This window comes from Asticcacaulis sp. YBE204, from assembly GCF_000495855.1.
Taxonomy (GTDB): Bacteria; Pseudomonadota; Alphaproteobacteria; order Caulobacterales; family Caulobacteraceae; genus Asticcacaulis.
This window is the reverse complement of sequence record NZ_AWGF01000004.1, coordinates 489768-507214: the sequence shown is the minus strand read 5'-3', so window position 1 is coordinate 507214 and position 17447 is coordinate 489768. Positions and strand designations below refer to the sequence as shown.

Annotated in this window: 12 protein-coding genes; 4 read left to right on the top strand and 8 right to left on the bottom strand. The window is 62.3% G+C overall.

All coding sequences use genetic code 11. The annotated features are described in order from the left end of the window. Nucleotides 1–29 precede the first annotated feature (29 nt). Nucleotides 30–1457: a protein adenylyltransferase SelO family protein gene (locus tag AEYBE204_RS29530; RefSeq protein ID WP_031230383.1), complete on the top strand. Its 1428-nt coding sequence runs from the start codon at nucleotides 30–32 to the stop codon at nucleotides 1455–1457. Here AEYBE204_RS29530 and AEYBE204_RS29525 read toward each other — a convergent pair. The 6 genes from AEYBE204_RS29525 to AEYBE204_RS0120180 form a co-directional block, all read right to left on the bottom strand. Beyond that, nucleotides 1447–1737 (bottom strand): type II toxin-antitoxin system RelE/ParE family toxin, encoded by a 291-nt coding sequence (locus AEYBE204_RS29525; protein WP_023462100.1) that lies wholly within the window; start codon nucleotides 1735–1737, stop codon nucleotides 1447–1449. The two genes, AEYBE204_RS29530 and AEYBE204_RS29525, sit on opposite strands and share 11 nt — an antisense overlap. After that, a complete protein-coding gene (locus tag AEYBE204_RS29520; RefSeq protein WP_023462099.1) occupies nucleotides 1734–2024 on the bottom strand; it encodes a type II toxin-antitoxin system ParD family antitoxin in 291 nt (96 codons plus the stop codon). The genes AEYBE204_RS29525 and AEYBE204_RS29520 overlap by 4 nt, the downstream gene beginning before the upstream one ends. A gap of 42 nt (nucleotides 2025–2066) precedes the next feature. Then, complete coding sequence (locus AEYBE204_RS29515; protein WP_023462098.1) at nucleotides 2067–2990, bottom strand: glutaminase; 924 nt, start codon at nucleotides 2988–2990, stop codon at nucleotides 2067–2069. Nucleotides 2991–2999: 9 nt separating this feature from the next. Then, complete coding sequence (gene bla, locus AEYBE204_RS29510; RefSeq protein WP_023462097.1) at nucleotides 3000–3932, bottom strand: class A beta-lactamase; 933 nt, start codon at nucleotides 3930–3932, stop codon at nucleotides 3000–3002. Nucleotide 3933: 1 nt separating this feature from the next. Further along, nucleotides 3934–6006, bottom strand: a complete 2073-nt coding sequence (locus AEYBE204_RS29505) for a S9 family peptidase (RefSeq protein ID WP_023462096.1) — start codon at nucleotides 6004–6006, stop codon at nucleotides 3934–3936. A gap of 99 nt (nucleotides 6007–6105) precedes the next feature. After that, entirely contained in the window at nucleotides 6106–6981 is an 876-nt protein-coding gene (locus AEYBE204_RS0120180; RefSeq protein WP_023462095.1) for a rhamnogalacturonan acetylesterase, read from the bottom strand. 151 nt (nucleotides 6982–7132) lie between these two features. Here AEYBE204_RS0120180 and AEYBE204_RS29500 point away from each other — a divergent pair, with 151 nt between their 5' ends. From AEYBE204_RS29500 to AEYBE204_RS29490, 3 genes are all read left to right on the top strand, one after another. Beyond that, the gene (locus AEYBE204_RS29500) at nucleotides 7133–9385 is read left to right on the top strand and encodes an autotransporter assembly complex family protein (RefSeq protein WP_023462094.1); all 2253 of its coding nucleotides are present in this window, start codon (nucleotides 7133–7135) and stop codon (nucleotides 9383–9385) included. Then, a complete protein-coding gene (locus AEYBE204_RS29495) occupies nucleotides 9385–13650 on the top strand; it encodes a translocation/assembly module TamB domain-containing protein (protein WP_023462093.1) in 4266 nt (1421 codons plus the stop codon). Before AEYBE204_RS29500 ends, AEYBE204_RS29495 begins: the two co-directional genes overlap by 1 nt. A gap of 318 nt (nucleotides 13651–13968) precedes the next feature. After that, nucleotides 13969–16200 carry an EAL domain-containing protein gene (locus tag AEYBE204_RS29490; protein WP_081724622.1) on the top strand — a complete coding sequence of 744 codons (2232 nt, stop codon included), beginning with the start codon at nucleotides 13969–13971 and terminating at the stop codon, nucleotides 16198–16200. Here the strand turns inward: AEYBE204_RS29490 and AEYBE204_RS29485 are convergent. Then, entirely contained in the window at nucleotides 16197–17015 is an 819-nt protein-coding gene (locus AEYBE204_RS29485) for a protein phosphatase 2C domain-containing protein (RefSeq protein WP_023462091.1), read from the bottom strand. The genes AEYBE204_RS29490 and AEYBE204_RS29485 overlap by 4 nt on opposite strands. Further along, nucleotides 17012–17419: a thioesterase family protein gene (locus AEYBE204_RS29480; RefSeq protein ID WP_023462090.1), complete on the bottom strand. Its 408-nt coding sequence runs from the start codon at nucleotides 17417–17419 to the stop codon at nucleotides 17012–17014. The genes AEYBE204_RS29485 and AEYBE204_RS29480 overlap by 4 nt, the downstream gene beginning before the upstream one ends. Nucleotides 17420–17447: the final 28 nt, after the last annotated feature.

The window sequence follows — 17447 nt, the reverse complement described above, 5'->3', positions numbered from 1 at the left end:
TTTCGCTCAACCTAGCAAAACCGGACGCCATGCCCTCTAAATCGACCTATCGCCCTGATCCGCGCATGGAAACCTCCGGCCTGCCGCTGTTCGACCGCGTGGCGGCGGCGGATTTTCCGCAAACGACCCTGCGCTACCGTAACGACCGGGCGGCGACAAGCATCGGGCTCGACCTGAGCGACGCCGAATGGATCGCCCATTTCGGACGCTTTCAACCCTTGCCTGACAATCTGAGCCAGCCGTTAGCCCTGAGGTATCACGGCCATCAGTTCCGCCATTACAACCCTGACCTCGGCGACGGGCGCGGTTTTCTCTTCGCCCAGATGCGCGACGATCAGGGCCGTCTGCTCGATCTCGGCACCAAGGGATCGGGTCAGACGCCGTGGTCGCGCGGCGGCGATGGACGCCTGACGCTCAAAGGTGGGGTACGCGAAGTGCTGGCCTCGGCCTATCTGGAGGCCGTCGGGGTCAATACCTCGAAGAGCTTTTCGCTGATCGAAACCGGCGAGGACCTGCGCCGCCACGACGAGCCCTCGCCGACGCGCTCGGCGGTGTTGGTGCGGCTGTCGCACAGCCATATTCGCTTCGGGACGTTCGAGCGGCTGGCCTATGTCAACGACCGGCTGGCCTTGGGTAATCTGACCCGATATGTGGCGGAACTTTATTACCCCGACCTGACGGCTCTTGAGGGTCCGGCCCTGACCCACGCCCTGTTCGACGTCGTCCTGACCAAGACCGCGCAACTGACGGCACAGTGGATGTGTGCGGGGTTCGTGCATGGCGTCCTCAATACCGACAATATGAGCCTGACCGGCGAAAGCTTCGACTACGGCCCCTATCGGGTCTTGCCGCATTACGAGCCCGGACTGGTCGCCGCCTATTTCGACGAAGGCGGACTCTACGCCTATGCGCGGCAACCGGATGCGGTGTTCTGGAATCTACACCAACTGGCGCGTTGCCTGAGCCTGATCGGCGACAGCGTGCCGCTGATCGACAGCTTGAACGCCTTCACCGACCGCTATCAGGCAGCGATGGCAGAGACCTTCTGTCGCCGCTTGAATATCGTCTCGCAAGGGCTGGCGGCCGACACGACGCTGCTGGCTGCCGGATTCAAGGTGCTGGAGGCGCTCAAGCCGCAACCGCGCAGTTTCGAGGGCTTTTTCTTCGACTGGTTCGGCGGCGCAATGTCCGAGACGCGTGCGCTTGCCGGTTCGCGCGGAGACATTTACACGACCGACGCCGGTCTGACGTGGCGCGAACGGCTAAAAGATTACGCGGCGACCGATCCCGACCGACTCAATCACCGCGTCTTCAAACGCCCGGATCCAGCCACCCTGCTCTATGACGAGATCGAAGCCCTGTGGGCACCGATTGCGGAGCGCGACGACTGGTCGCTGTTCGAGGCGAAACTGGCCGAAATCGAAGATTACCGGGCGGCACTAAAGCTCAATCCGTAAGTATATCGGCGTTTACCAATCGCGCACTGTGCAGGATGCGGCTGATTCTCAGGTCCGCCCCAGCCAGACGGTAAAAGACCGAATAGTTGCCGTAAGGGGCGCGTCTGAATTCACCCAAACCTTCGATTTGAGCATAGCCGCGTGGTCGATCGCCTAAACCCAGACAGAACCCCTTAAGCTCAAGCGCAAAACGAACCGCTTGCACCGGGCTGTCCTGCGCGATGAAGTCCGCGATGTCTTCAAGGTCAGCCAGAGCCTGACGCGTAATGAAAACCATCATGCCGCAGCGTCATCCTTGATCATGGCCCGATATTTGGCGATCAACTTATCGAAGGCTTCTTCGGCAGGCACATAACCGCTCGCCTCGCCCTCGTCGATCAGCGCCTTCAATTCGGCAATCTTCTGCTCGCGCTGCTGCTGCTTGTATTTCCAGTCGCGCAGGGCTTCGCGCACGACCTCGCTGGCCGAGGCGTATTCACCGCCGTCCACCGCCTGACGGATCATGGCGGCCATATCGGCGGTCAGAGCGATGCTGACCTTTTCGACGCGGGGCTTATCATCGGGCATGGCACGTCTCCGGTGGGAATTGGTAGTAATTTATACCACCGATCATAGCACCGAACAATTGGTGATCTGGCTGAACGCCTCCAGCGCCGCAAAGCCCACCACCGACGTGCCGAAACGATCGAGCTCTGGCGACCAGACGGCGACCGTTGCCTGACCGGGAATGACCGCAACAATCCCACCGCCGACGCCGCTCTTGGCCGGCAAGCCGACACGATAGGCAAACGAACCCACCGAATCGTACAAGCCGCATGTCAGCATCAGCGAATTGAGCCGCCGCGCCAGCCGTTCGGGGAACACCGTCTCCTCGACAACGGGCGAGAACCCGCCTGCCGCCAGTGGCAAGGCTGCCCGCGCCAGATCGCGGCAGGAGATGGTGATCGCGCATTGTCGGCAATAGGCCGCAATCACGGCTTCGACGTCGTGGGTAATCGTGCCCGCCCCCTTCATCAGGTTGGCGATGGCGCGGTTCTTATGCGCGGTCTCAATTTCCGACGCCGCCACCTCTTCGTCGATGGTGAGCGACGATTGCGCCAGAAAGCCCATATAGTCGCGCACTAAGGCGTCGGAGCGCTTCGCCACCCGCATCAGCATGTCGGTGACGGCCAACGCTCCGGCATTGATGAAAGGATTGCGCGGCAGACCGCCCTCGTGTTCCAACTGCGACAGGAAGTTGAACGGCGTCCCCGACGGCTCCTTGCCGACGCGGGTCCAGACCTCGTCACCGATGCGGTTGAGCGCGATACCCAGCGCGAAGAGCTTGGTTACCGACTGGGCCGAAAAGGGCTCGTCGGCGTCACCCACCACGTATTCAGTACCGGACACCATCTTGACCGCCATGCCGAACTTGCGCGGATCGACGCGTTGCAGTTCGGGGATATAGTCGGCGGGACGGCCCTTGCCAAAATGCGGCTGCACGGTCTTTTCGACCTGTGACAGGACCTCGCTGATGGACAGTTCGTGTTTCATAAGGCCGTCTTAAGACGAGGCGCTCTCGCTGTCGAGGCTTTCGGCAAAGGCCAGGGCATCGACGACCAGCCGTGTGACATCGGCCACGATGGCATTACGCGCCTTGTCGTCCAGCGTCCCGCCGGTCGTATAGATGGCCAGAAAGATCGGCACGGTTTCACCCGTCGGCCAGATCACCGCCACGTCGTTAACCGCGCCATTGGCGCCGCGTCCGGTCTTATGCCCGACGGTCCAGCCCTGCGGCAGACCGGCGGGGATCATATCCGGCCCGGTCGTTGTCGCCTTCATCCAGTCGGTCAGCAGCGACAGGCTTTTCGGCGTCAGCACCTTGCCCGTAAACACCGTACGCAGCAGACCGCTCATGGCGTCGGGCGTCGTGGTGTCGCGCGCGTCGCCCTCGACATTGCTGTTGAGTTCCGGCTCGGTACGATCCAGCCGCGTCACCGTATCGCCCAGACCTCGCACGAAGGCCGTCAGACCTTCGGGTCCACCGATCAGCGGCAACAACAGGTTGGCCGCCGTATTGTCGGATACGGCCACCGTCGCCGAACACAGATCGCCGATGGTCATGCGGCCCTTTTCAAGGTGCATCGTGGTGACCGGCGCGTGATCGACGATATCGGCCTTGCTGTATTTGACCTCCTGCGCGACGGTCAGCTTGCCCTCGTCGACCGCTTTCAAAATCGCCGCCGCCAGCACCCATTTGAAGGTCGAGCACATGGCGAAGCGCTCAGTCGAATTGAGATTCAGGCTGCCGTCGGCGGCGGTGTCGCCGACCATCCGCGTCGAGCCGGTCAGGGTCGAGACCCCGATCCGGCCGCCGTGACGCGCCTGAATCTCCATCAACCGCTTGCCGAGGTCGATCACGCGATTGACCTTTTCTGAGCAGCCCGCCAGAGCGAGCGCACCCGCTCCGGCCAGTATCCCCCGCCGCGTCAGCATCCTATTTCGCCTTCGTGTTTTCGTTCAGCCAGTCGAACACGGTATTGTGCCACTTGAGCGAATTCTGCGGCTTGAGCACCCAGTGGTTTTCATCCGGGAAGCGCAGGAACTTCGACTTGACGCCGTTCATTTGCAGCGCCGTGAAGGTGCCGATCCCTTGCTCCGGGATGACGCGGAAGTCCTGATCCGAATGGATGACCAGCATCGGCACCGACCAGTCCTTCGAATGGAGCGCCGGGTTGAACTTGTCGTAGTTTTCCGGCTTCTCGTACACCGTGCCGCCGTTTTCCCATTCCGAGAACCACAGCTCTTCGGTCGCGTAGCCCATCGAGCGGTTGTCGAACAGGCCGTCGTGGTTGACCAGGCACTTCCACGGTTCCTTCCACTGCGACGCGATCCAGTTGATCATGAAGCCGCCATAGGAGGCCCCCAGCGCGCAGGCGCGATTCTCGTCGAGGAAACTGTACTTCGACAAGGCGAAGGCGTAACCCTTTTGCAGGTCTTCCAGCGGGCGGTCGCCCCAGTGCTGGCTGATCGCGTCGGTGAAGCCCTGCCCGTAGCCGGTCGAGCCGTGGAAGTCGATCATGATCACCGCGTAACCGGCCCCGGCATAGGTTTCCGGGTTCCAGCGGTACGACCACGACTCGCCGAACGAGCCCTGCGGTCCGCCGTGGATCAGGAAGGCGATCGGGTATGTCTGGCCCTCGACATAGTTGGCAGGTTTCAGAATGTACCCATGTACCGTCTCGTCGTTCCAGCCCTTGAAGGAGAACTGCTCGAAGGCCCCGAAGGCGCGATTGCCGATCACCGCGTCATTGATGGTGGTGAGTTTCGTCGCGCCATCGTCGATCAGCTTGGCTTTCGGCTTCGAGACGAACAGTTGCGACGGCGAATCCAGCCCGCTCTTCATGAAGACGAAGCCGGTTTTCAGCGGCGCGAAGGCATCCAGATGCCCGCCCTTCGACAGCGGCGTCACCTTATTAGTGGCGATATCGACCTGAAACAAAGGCGTCTTGCCGACGTCACCGGCAACGACATAGAGCGACTTGCCGTCCGCGGCCCACGTCAGGCTGTCGGCCGAGCGGTCCCAGTCGGCGGCGATCTGCTTGGTTTCACCGGTCGCCAGATTGCGCAGGAAAATCTCGAACTGATCGGCCTCGAAGCCCGCGCGCTTCATGGCGCGGTAAGCCAGCCACTTGCCGTCCGGCGACACCTCGGCACCCGTATCCCAGGCTTTGTTGGCCTCGGTCAGGTTAGTCTGAACGGTCGGGTTGGCGATATCGACCTTATAGATGTCGAAATTGGTCGAGCGCGGCTCGTCCTTGCCCGCGATGCGCACCGAGTAATAGACGCTCTTGCCGTCGGGCGAGAAGCTGTATTCACTCTCGTCGCCGAAGGGCTTGGACGGCACGTCGCCATCGACCCCGGCGGTCAGCGACACGGCCTCACCCCCGGCCAGCGGCACGTAAAACAGGTGGTTTTGCGTCCCGTCGGCCCACGTATCCCAGTGGCGGACGAACAGACGATCATAGACGACGCCGGTCGATTTTTCGGCCTTCTTGGCTTCGGCGGCTTTCAGGGTGCAGGCGATTTCGTCGGTCTCGCAGGTCTCGGCGATGGCCAGCGCCACGACGACGCCTTTGCCGTCCGGCGACAGCTTATAGGCCCCAACGTCAAGCGCCAGCTTGGTCACCTGCACGGCCTCGGAATCCTTGGCATCGGTCTTCCACACCTGCATCGACCCCGACCGCGCCGACAGGAAATAGAGCGCGCCATCGGCACCCCACTGCGGCGACAGGGCTCCGCCCTTCGAGGCCACGGTGAGGGGCTTTGACGTCTTCGTTTTCAGGTCGGTCAGCCACAGACCGGTGACGCCCTTGGTCTTTTCGGCGTTGAGTACGCGGACCTGAAACGCCGCAAAGCTCTCCGTCTTATCGACCGTCAGACCCGACATGCGGTCGAGCGAGATCAGGTCTTCGTAGGTGAACGGTTTCTTGTCCTGCGCCTGAGCCGACAGACCGGTGAAGAGAACGGCGGCGCCCAGAGCGACGGAAGCGAGCAGACGGTGTTTCATGACGGGCACCTGATAGTTGCAACAGAAAGTGTATCCGTTTTAGACGCCTGTTTCGGAAACCTGTCGAGTCTGCGCCCGCCCCGCGAAGATTAAAAAATGTTAATATACGGGCGTGCGCACTTCGGGTCGCATCCCCGACGGTCCCGGTTCGCCAAGCGCAGGCGGCAGGATATCGGGCGTCGCGGGCACCTTGGGCGCTTTGATGAGGTATTTTTTCAACGGCGTGTTCAAACGCTTGAGACCCTCAACGACCAGGGCCGCATTGAACGCCGCCCCGGCCCAGTTCGGATGAACCTCTTCTTTCGGCGGGAAAAAGTCTGCGGTGACCTTGACTTGCCCCAGTACATCGTACCGATCCGCGATCATGCCGTTGAGCGGAATGAACAGGGCCTTTTCCTGTTCGGCAGCCTGCTGCGCCCACAGGGCATAGTCAGTGGCGTTGCGGTTGACCTTGTCACCGGTCCAGCGATTGCGCGGGATCAGCGAAATAACGATCGGCGTCGCCCCCTTGGCCCGCACCTGCCGGATATATTCGCGCATATACCAGCCGAAGCTGTGGACACCCTCGACCACCTTGCCGTTTTTATCGGTCAAGGTTCCCGTCTCGTCGCCATTGCCTTTCAGCGAGCCCTTGCTGTCGTTATGCCCGAAGGCCATCATGACGTAGTCGCCCGGCCGGATCATCGGCACGACCTTTGCCCACAAATCGGGCGAAGTCTGATAACTGCGCGAAGACGTACCGCCCATCGCATCATTCACCACGTGCAGACGCGACGTGTCGAAATAGTACTTCATCATCCGGCCCCAGCCGAATTGCCCGGCCGTGGCGCCATTGTCTTCGCGGCCGTTACGGACGGTCGAATCGCCGATCAAAAACAAGGCAGGCTTATCCTTGCTGACCGCCAGAGCCGGCGTGGCGGAAACGGCGAAAGCGGCGGTAAGGCTCAGCACATGGCGGCGATCGAAAGATGTCATGGGGGTCCCTCGGATATTGTAGGTTTTGGGGATGAAACGCCGATCAAAGCCACAATCCGGCGATAAGCGGTAAATATTAGTGCTTTTTTATTTGCGAGCCGTTCTTATGGACGGATTATTTCGCTGCGCATCGTCGCGGCCGGTATTTTTGATGGGATTTCTGACCTTGCGCCTGGTGTTTCCAGCCCTTCTGGCTTTGACGTGGCTGACCGGCGAAGCGTCGGCGCAAACGACACCCCCTACCCCCGCTACCGAAACACCGCCCGCCGACGAAACGCCGATCATCACCGACGAGGATTTCGAGAAGGCACTGCCATCGCTGACCGCACCCAAGCCCGTGCCGAAACCCGAACCCGGTCAGGCGAAAGCCGGTGAAAAGCTGCCGGGTAAGACCGTCACCGAAAAGGCCGAGGCGGAAAAGGAAACTCCGCCCCTGTCGGCGCAGGTCGGCGGTCTCGAAGTGCTCGAACTGCCCGATTTTCCGCCCCTAACCGATCCGGAGCTGAAGACCGACCTGGCGCCGCTGGAAACCTTCAACCCGGACGCTGCCCCGGTGGGCGAAGCCATCGCCAACAACGATTCCGAAGTGCCGCCGCCCATCGCCTACGACCTGCACGTCGATGGACTGGCGGCGCTGGGGTTGGAAGCCCGGTTCAAGGACCTCAGCGCGCTGGCGGGCGGCAAGGGCAAGGCCGACAACGCCGCCATGCTGCGCGCCCGCCTGACCGAGGACGAGCAGACGGCGCTCAAACTATTGAAATCCGAAGGCTATTACGACGCCGTGGTCATAGCGCGTGTCGAAAACGCCGACATGGCCTCCAATCAGCCATTAGGCCCCCAAGCGAACGCCGCACCTCAGAATGAGGCGCGGGCCGACGCCAATGCACCGCAACGCCGCCTGTCGGTGCTGGTCAACGCCAATCCGGGCGAGGTCTATAAGCTATCGTCGGTCAAGGTCGTCGCCGACCCGACCGAACCGCCCGATCTGGTGCGCAATGCCTTGCCGCTTAGCCCCGGCGACGTCATCGCCGCCGACCTGATCAAATCGGCCGAGGCCAATGTGGCGCTGGTCCTGCCGCAGGAAGGCTATCCGTTCGCCGAACTGGGCCTGCGCGACATCCTCATCGACCCGCAGACGCGCACCGGCGACTATACCTTGCCGGTCAAGACCGGGCCGCGCGCCCGTTTCGGCGCTATCGTCAACGATACCAGCGGCGGGCGTCAGGCCTTCGGCCCGGACCACGTGCAAATCCTGTCACGGTTTCAGACCGGCGACCTTTACGACAGCCGCGAGGTCGACGACCTGCGTCAGGCCATGACCGCCACCGGCCTGTTTACCTCGGTCGGCGTCGAACCGGTCCTGACCGATCGCAAGAACGATGACGGCACGGCGGTGGTCGATCTCAAGGTCACGCAGAACGCCGGACGCCCGCGGACCCTGGCCGCCGATCTCGGCTTTTCGACGGGCCAGGGCGCGCGCGCCGAAATCAACTGGACGCACCGCAATTTCCGCCCGCCCGAAGGCGCTCTAATCGCCAGCATTATCATCGGCACGCAGGAACAGGGCCTGAGCGGCACCTTCCGTCGCTCGAATGCCAAACGCCGCGACCGCACCTTCCAGTACGGGGCATCGTTCAACCATCAGGCTTACGATTCCTACGAGGCCCAAACGATCTCGCTGGCCACCAGCGTCTCGCGCGTTTCAACGCCCCTGTGGCAAAAGCTGTGGACCTGGTCCTACGGGGCTGAACTTCTGGCCACCCGCGAAACCGGCTTTTCCAAAACGCGCGGCGTAGACGTGCAGGATGACTATTTCTACGCATCACTGCCGCTCAAGCTGAACTACGACCGCACCGACAACCTGCTCAATCCGACAAAGGGCTGGCGCGCGGGTGTCCAATCCACACCCACCCTGACGCTTAATGGTCAGGGCGGCTATTTCGTCTCCAATATCGGCGATGTGTCCTACTACAGGCAGGTCTCGACCAAATGGGTCGTCGCCGCGCGCGGACGCGTCGGCTCGATCTACGGCGCTGAAACCGGCGTCATTGCGCCGTCGCTCAGGCAATATGCGGGCGGCGGCGGTTCGGTGCGCGGCTTCGGCTATCAGGAACTTGGGCCGCGCGACGCCAACAACAACCCGTTCGGCGGCCGCAGCGTCGTCGAAATGGCCGTCGAGGCGCGCTACCGCTTCGGCAATTTCGGCGTCGTGCCGTTCATCGACGCCGGTCAGGTCTATGACAAGGAATTCCCGGAATTCACCAATATCCGTTTCGGTATCGGCGTGGGCGCACGCTACTACACCAATTTCGGCCCGGTGCGCATCGACATCGCCACCCCGATCAGCCGCCGCGACGGTGAATCGCCCGTCTCCCTCTATGTCGGTATCGGGCAGGCCTTCTGATGAGCAAGCCACCTAAAAATACACCCGATACGCCCGTCGAAACGCCGGAAATCGTGCGGCATGACCATGCGCAAACGGAAGCCGATGACCTGCCTCCCCCCGAACGCAAGACGCCCGAAAAAAAGCCCTTCCCGGTTAAAAAAGCCCTGTTGTGGACCGGTGGTGTGCTCGGCGGCCTCATCGTGCTGGCGGGTATGGCCGTCGCCGGATTGGACAGTGATCCGGGCAAGCGGTTTATCGTTTCGCAGATCGTCGGCCTCAAGCCCGACAACGGGCTGAAAATCGGCATCGGTCGCATCGAAGGCTCGATCTACGGCGATATGACGGTACACGACCTGACCGTCGCCGACCCGCAGGGCGTCTTCCTCAAAAGTCCGGCGGTGCGTCTGAACTGGAAGCCCTTCGCGCTCCTCAACACACACGTCGATGTGCGCGAACTGTCGTCGCCGCGCGTCGAGATGCTGCGCCTGCCGACGTTCAAGCCAACCGTTCAGACCGGCCCGTCCGAACCGTTCAAGCTGCCCGACATCAAGATTGATGCCGAGAAAGTCGATTTCAAGTCGATCTATCTGGCCGAGCCCGTCACCGGTCAGGCCCAGACCCTGACGCTCTCAGGCACGGCGCATCTGCTTAAAGGGCGCGCCACGATCGATGCGCGCCTGAACGGGGATAAGGGCGACCGCGCCGAACTGAAACTTGACGCCCAGCCCGACGCCAACAAATTGAGCCTATCGGGCCTGATCGATGCCCCGCAAAAGGGCGCCATCGTCGGCCTGATCGGGCTCGATGCACCGCTCAACGCGACCCTGAGCGGACAAGGCGACTGGAAGAGCTGGACCGGCAAGCTTGTCGGCACGACCGGCGAAAATCAACTCGCCGATCTGACCCTGACGGCGCGCGATGGCCTGTTCGGCGTCAAGGGCACCGCGCGGCCTCAGGCCCTGATCCCGTCTACCGCCGACCTGTTCGCTCCCGCCGTCAGCATCGACCTCTCGACCACGTTCAAGGACCGCGTCGCCGACGGCACGCTCGCCCTCGCCTCGGATGCGCTGTCGCTCGGTGCCAAGGGCCGCATCGACCTCGCCAAAGGCGAATTCGGCAACCTGACCTTGCGCGCCGACCTGTACAAGCCCGCCTCGGTCGCCAAGGGCCTGACCGGTAACGCTATCTCGGCGGATGTGTTGCTTGATGGTCCGTTCAAGCGCCCGCTGATCGATTACAAGCTGAACGCTAAAACCATCGGCTTCAATGATGTGGTCGTGCATCAACTCAAGGCCGAAGGTCGTTCGCGCCTCGACGGCGACCATATCCTGATCCCGGTCAAGGCCTCGGCGAAGCACATCACCGGCCTCGACGCCGCCGCGGAATCGCTGGTCAGCAATATCACCATCAATGGCGATCTGGCGTGGTCGGACGGCATGATCCTGTCCGACAACCTGAAAATTCGCTCGGACAAGATCAACGGCACGGCGATCATCCTCGCCCAGCCCAGCGAAGGCCGTTATGAAGGCGCGCTGAAAGGCAAGGTCAATCAGTATCTTGTCCCCGGCCTCGGCGTGTTTAACCTGACGGTCGATGCCGATCTGAAGCAACTGGCTGTCGGCGGTTTCGGTATCGTCGGCAAGGTCGATGGCGAAAGCGTCCGTCTCGACAATGGCGGCCTGCGCGACTTCATGGGCGGTAATTTCAAATTCTCCGGCGCGATGAATACCACGGGCGGCGGCGATATCGTCCTGCAACGGCTGAGCGTCACCGGTCCCGATTTCCGCGTCACCTCGGCCAGCGGACGCTACGCCAAAAACGGCACGCTGAACTTCAAGCTGACGGCGGACTCCAAAAAATACGGCCCCTTGTCCGCCGATGTCGGTGGCACGATCAAGGCCCCGACGGCCACCCTGCGCGCCGCCAGCCCGGGCCTCGGCCTTGATCTGCAAAACGTTGTCGCGCGCCTGTCCACCACCGAAGCCGGTTACGTCATCAAGGCCGAAGGCGGCTCGAAATACGGCCCCCTGCTGGGTGACGTCATCGTGCGCAAGGGCGACGGCCCCCTGACCATCGATATCAATACCGCTCAGGCCGCCGGTATCACCGCCAAAGGCACGGTCGTGCAATCCGATGCGGGGCCGTTCACCGGCACGATCTCGCTGACCGGCCAGGGGATCAATGGCACGGCGCGCCTGCAAGGCTTCGGCGCAAAGCAAGGGGCGCAGATTTCCGCTCGCGCCAACAATTTCGTTGTCCCAGGCATCGCCGATGTCCGCATCGGGCGCGCCATTATCGAGGCCACGGCCAAGCTGGAAGAGCAGCCCACAATTCAGGGCGATATCCAGATCGCCGACCTGCGCTACGGCACAAACTGGGTGCAAAAGGCCCGCGCGAAGGTCAATCTGACCGGGATGCGCGGCACGGTACAGATGATCGCAAATGGAGACGCGGGCACCTCGTTCAACCTCGCCGCCAATGCCGAGGTCGCGCCCGAAAACATCGTCGTCGCCCTCAGCGGTCGCGCCGGGGCCGTGCCCTTCGCGCTCGAAGCGCCTGCCCGCGTGATCAAACAGGGCGAGGACTGGGTGCTGGCCCCCGCCGTGCTGCTCACCGCGCAAGGCAAGGTCAATCTGGCCGGGCGCTTCGGCAACGTCATCCGGGCGCAGGCGCAGTTCACGCGCTTCGATCTGGCCATCCTCAACATCGTCAATCCGGACCTCGGCATCAACGGCACAGTGTCGGGCGGCCTCGACTATACCCAGCGCGGTCAGGCTTTCCCCGAAGCCAAGATGCAACTTGAGTTCGACAATATCACCCGTTCGACCATCGCCCGCGTCTCGACGCCGCTCGACATCCAGATGGAAGGCACGCTGGGCGGCAACAATACCTCGGCGCGCGGCGTCATCCGTCAGCAGGGCGTCGTCATCGGTCGTTACGACGTCCGCCTCGACCCGCAGGGCGGCGGGGCGTGGACCGAGCAATTGATGAACGGCACAGTGCGTGGCGGTATCCGCTATAACGGCCCTTCCAGCGCCCTGTTCTCTCTGGCCGGTCTGGCCGATCAGCAGATGACCGGTAACGTGGCGCTGGCCGCCGACGTGTCGGGCAGCCTGGGTTCGCCGCGCCTCAACGGTCTGGTCAAGGGTACGGGCCTGACCTACGAACACCTGACCTTCGGTACCCGCATCCGCGATATTGCGCTGGAAGGTCGTTTCTCCAACGACCGGCTGGAGTTGCAGAAGTTCGACGGTCGCGCCGGTTCCGGCACGGTGTCGGCGACCGGCTTCGTCGGCCTTTCGGCGGACGACAAGTTCCCGATGAAGCTCAATGCCAAGCTCGACAATGCCCGTCTGGCGGCCTCGGATGCGGTGTCATCGACCGTCTCCGGCACCATCGACGTCACCAACGACGCCCAGAGCGGCCCGTGGATCAGGGGTGACCTGCGTCTGCCCGAACTGCGCTACGCCGTGGTATTCCAGGGCGCGTCCAAGGTCAACGAACTTGAAGGCGTCCGCATCAAGGGCGTCGAGATCAAACCGCGTCAAGCCGGTAATGCCGCGCCGTCGCTATGGAACCTCGACATCAAGGTCGCCGCTCAGAACCAGATCTTCGTCACCGGCATGGGCCTTGAATCCGAATGGAGTATGAACCTCGCCGTCACCGGCACGACGCAGAGCCCGCGTGTGCTGGGTCGCCTCAACGCCCTGCGCGGCACCTACGCCTTCTCGGGCCGCGAGTTCGAGATCGACAAGGGCCAGATTCTGTTCGACGGCGGCAGCCTGACCAATCCGGAAATCGAACTGACGGCTTCTACGGTGGTCGAGGAAATCACCGGCACGATCAATGTCACTGGTCGCGCCCAGAACCCGCAGATCGCCTTCGGCTCCTCGCCGTCCCTGCCTCAGGACGAGGTCCTGTCGCGCATCCTGTTCGGGGAAAACGTCGCCAACCTGTCGGCAACCCAGGCCCTGCAACTGGCCGGTTCGCTTCAGGCCCTGCAAGGCGGCGGTGGGGGCCTCAACCCGCTCGGCAAGCTGCGTTCGGTGACCGGTATCGACCGTCTCCGCGTGCTGGGGGCCGACGCGACCGCCGGACGTGGCACGGCGCTAGCGGCGGGTCAGTACCTGACCAACGACATCTATGTCGAGATCGTCACCGACACCAAGGGCTTCACGGCGACCCAGATTGAAGTCGCCCTGTCGCGCACCCTGTCGATCCTGACCCAGACCGGCACAACCAGCGGCACCAGCGTCAACCTGAGATATTCAAGGGACTATTAGGCTACCCCCTCCTCCCTGTGCGAAGCATGGGGAGGAGGCACGCCAAGCGTAAGCGACAGCGTGACGGAGGGGGATAACGCCAAACCACTCAATGTGCTGAGAATTTCGGAGTCACCCCCCTCCCGTCAGCCTGCTTCGCAGTCTGCCACCTCCCCATCGATACGCGACAGGGAGGAGAGGTCAAACAAACGTCATGTCGATTCAAAAAATACCACCCGAACGATAGTCCATCTTTCGTTAACTATGCCGATTACAGAAATATTCACCTCTCGCCTATAGATTGAGGCTATTAAGTGTCAGTTGTGTAAAGCGTACCCCATGTCAGCATCCGCCCCGATTGCGTTCCCCACCCCCTTACCCGGACCGGAGGAAATGGCCCTGCTCAAGGGCGTCGCCATCGAGGAAATCGACACGGCGGTGATCATCACCGACGCCAGCGGCCGCTTTCTCTACCTCAATCCCCGTTTCAGCGAACTGACCGGCTATCTCCCCGAAGAGGTGACCGGACGCGCCATTCGCGACCTGTGTTCGCGCCATGCGGCCTCCTGCGGCCATATCGACGACATCCTGTCGCGCGTCCGGCTCAAGCGGCAATATTCCGGCGAAGTCCTGATCCATAACAAGGACGGCCACCCCATGTGGGTGGAGCTCAACGCCACCGCCGTACGCGACGAGCGCAAGCGTCAACGCCTGATCGCGACCGTTACCGACATCACCTACGCCAAGCTGCACGACACGCTTCAACGCAAGGTGCTTGAGGCCCTGCTCGAAGACCGCCCGCTGGTCGATACACTGAACCTGATCTGTCATGAGGTCGAAACGCTTTTGCACGGCGTGACCATGTCGGTCCTGCGCATCGTTGACGACCATCTGGTGCCGCTGGCCGGACCCAACCTGCCCGACTGGTACAATAACGCCATCAACGGCGTGCCCGTCGGTCCCAATCAGGGCTCCTGCGGCACCGCAGCCTTTCGCGGTGAACCGGTTCTGGTCAACGATATCGCCACCGATCCTTTGTGGGCCGAATACCGTAAGGCCGTAGCGCCGCTGGGGTTCCGCGCCTGCTGGTCCACCCCTATCAAGGACAAGACTGGCAAGGTCGTCGGCACCTTCGCCTTCTATGCGCCCAAGCCGCTGGTACTCAATACCTTCACCCAAAGCATGGTCGACATCTGTTCGCGCCTGTGTTCGCTGGCCTTCGAGAAATGCGCCTTTCAGGACCGCATCCAGTTTCTGGCGCACCACGACGCCCTGACCGGCCTGCCCAACCGCGCCTTCTTTCAGGCCCGTCTGGCCGAGGAAGCGGCGCGCGCCACGCGGCAGAAGACGCAACTGGCCCTGCACATCATCGACCTTGACCGTTTCAAGGAGGTCAATGACACGCTGGGTCACCCGGTCGGCGACGAGGTGCTGAAAACCGTTGCGCGGACCCTGCAAACCCACGCCGCGCCGGGCGATGTCACCGCGCGTCTGGGCGGCGACGAATTCGTCTTTTTGCAGGTCGGCGTCACCGACCGAACACAGGCCGAACTTCGCGCCACACAACTGGTCGACGGCATCCGCGAGGCCCTGGCGGCGCAGTTCGACCACCACGGCCCGCAAACCAGCGCCAGCGCCGGTTTCGCCCTGTTCCCCGACGAAGCGCCGTCCTTCGACCATCTGATCCGCCACGCCGACATGGCGCTTTACCGCGCCAAGACCGAGGGCCGCAACCGCTGGCGTGCCTTCGACGCCACCATGGCGCAGGCCCTGCTCTACCGTCGTCGGCTGGAAAGCGACCTGCGCGACGCGCTGGCCGCCGATGGCGAAGGCCTGTCTCTCGTTTATCAGCCGCAGTTCTGCCTGAACGACAGCCGCATCATCGGCTACGAGGTACTGGCGCGCTGGAAACATCCGTCGTTCGGCGCCATCCCACCGTCGGAATTCATCCCCATCGCCGAAGAGGCCGGGATGATCGCCGAGTTGGGCGCGTGGATTTTGAACCACGCCTGCGATGCCGCGAGTACGTGGGCAGATGATCTGACCATCGCCGTCAACCTGTCGCCAGCGCAGATTTTCGAGGGCGACCTGACAGCGTTTGTCAAAGCAACACTGGCGCGCACCGGTCTCGATCCGGCGCGGCTGGAGCTTGAGGTCACCGAAGGCGTCCTGATCGACAATACCGAGCGCGCCCTGCACGTGCTGCACGGCCTGAAAGACCTGGGTGTACGCATTTCGATGGACGATTTCGGCACCGGCTATTCGTCGCTGTCCTACCTGCAAACATTTCCGTTCGACGCCATCAAGATCGACCGCAGCTTCACGCAAGGGCTGGACGGCACGCACTCGAAGCACGGTTTGCACGCCGACGCCATCGTGCGTGCCGTCATCGGTCTGGGTCACGCTATCGGTATCCCGGTCATCGCCGAGGGTGTCGAATCCCAGCCGCAGTTCGACCGGCTCAAGGCACTGAAATGCGATGCGGTTCAGGGTTATCTGATCGGTAAGCCCCTGCCGCACCTGATCGACCCGCTGCCGGAGTTCGATGCGAAAATCGTTCGGATTGCTTAAGCCGCGATCAGCACGAAGCTGGCGTCGTCATGGATCTTGAAGCGCGGATAGGTTACGCCGTCCGGATCGGCGCGTTCGATGGCGCGTAAGCGTTCGGTCAACGCCGCGCCCTCCCCGGCCAGCAGACCGGCGAAGACCTCATCGAACGGCACGCCGTAGGTCTTCCACAGATCGTAAAATCCGTCGGTGGCCATGAGGATATGCGTTACCTCAGCTACTGGCACACGCACGATCTCAAGTCCTTTCAAACAGGCCGGATCGAGGCTCAACACCCAGTAACCGTCTTGCGTATTCATCAGGGCGCGTTTGTCCCGCAAGGTGGGATCGACAAATACCCGTGCCGCCGCAAGCGATAACGGACCATGCTCGGCCTGCACCTGTTGCAGCACCTCAAGCGACTTCGCGTCCAATTCCTCCAAAGCCCCGCCACCGAAAACCCGTTGCGAGCCCTCCGGCGCGATCACCCATGCCTTGACGTCGCCCAGCGTCGCAATTTCCAGCACATCGCCGTCGCGGCGCACCCAACACAGACCCGCCGACGGCATGGCGAAAGCTTCCGCCGCGATCGGCCCGAAACTTTCATAGTCCACTCGCACGGTGGCGATGACCGCGCGCAAACGGTCCTCGATCCCGCCCCTTACGGTCTCCAACGCCGCCGAGACCTTTTCGACCAGCCAACGCGCCTCGCTGACCGCAAACCGCGACGGCCCGAGCGACGTCGCGCCGTCGAGCAGCCACACAGCATCCGCCGATTGACCGATCATGTCTTCGTTTTGCGGGCTCCCGCGATCCGATCCCTGCGCGATGATCTTCATTTGGGCATAAACCGGTCGAAGAATTCGCCGCGCGTCAGCTTGCCGTTGATTTTCGAGATCACCTCGACCTGCGCCCGGATGCACACCGCCTTATCCGACACCCGCACGATACGTTGCGCAAAAATCGCTTTCGCGCCCTTGCGACTGACTGTGCTTTCAACATCGAAGACCTGCCCGCCGCTGAGCGAATTCACGAAGTCTATCTCCATATGCGACACCATCAGAAAGACCTGGTCGCGCACCAGATCGGCGAAGGTCACGCCCTGCGCCTCCATAAATTCGTGCCGCGCATATTCCATATAGACGAGGTAGTTGGCGTTATTGACCACGCCCTGCGCGTCGCATTCGGAGTCGCGCACTTTCAGCGTGGTGACAAAGGTCGTGCCGTCGAAGCGATTGTTCATGAGTATCTCCTGAGCAGCTTTTACCCCA

Coding starts and splice junctions, on each gene's coding strand:
- AEYBE204_RS29530 (WP_031230383.1), top strand. CDS start 30: ATGCCCTCTAAATCGACCTATCGCCCTGATCCGCGCATGGAAACCTCC.
- AEYBE204_RS29525 (WP_023462100.1), bottom strand. CDS start 1,737: ATGATGGTTTTCATTACGCGTCAGGCTCTGGCTGACCTTGAAGACATC.
- AEYBE204_RS29520 (WP_023462099.1), bottom strand. CDS start 2,024: ATGCCCGATGATAAGCCCCGCGTCGAAAAGGTCAGCATCGCTCTGACC.
- AEYBE204_RS29515 (WP_023462098.1), bottom strand. CDS start 2,990: ATGAAACACGAACTGTCCATCAGCGAGGTCCTGTCACAGGTCGAAAAG.
- bla (WP_023462097.1), bottom strand. CDS start 3,932: ATGCTGACGCGGCGGGGGATACTGGCCGGAGCGGGTGCGCTCGCTCTG.
- AEYBE204_RS29505 (WP_023462096.1), bottom strand. CDS start 6,006: ATGAAACACCGTCTGCTCGCTTCCGTCGCTCTGGGCGCCGCCGTTCTC.
- AEYBE204_RS0120180 (WP_023462095.1), bottom strand. CDS start 6,981: ATGACATCTTTCGATCGCCGCCATGTGCTGAGCCTTACCGCCGCTTTC.
- AEYBE204_RS29500 (WP_023462094.1), top strand. CDS start 7,133: ATGGGATTTCTGACCTTGCGCCTGGTGTTTCCAGCCCTTCTGGCTTTG.
- AEYBE204_RS29495 (WP_023462093.1), top strand. CDS start 9,385: ATGAGCAAGCCACCTAAAAATACACCCGATACGCCCGTCGAAACGCCG.
- AEYBE204_RS29490 (WP_081724622.1), top strand. CDS start 13,969: ATGTCAGCATCCGCCCCGATTGCGTTCCCCACCCCCTTACCCGGACCG.
- AEYBE204_RS29485 (WP_023462091.1), bottom strand. CDS start 17,015: ATGAAGATCATCGCGCAGGGATCGGATCGCGGGAGCCCGCAAAACGAA.
- AEYBE204_RS29480 (WP_023462090.1), bottom strand. CDS start 17,419: ATGAACAATCGCTTCGACGGCACGACCTTTGTCACCACGCTGAAAGTG.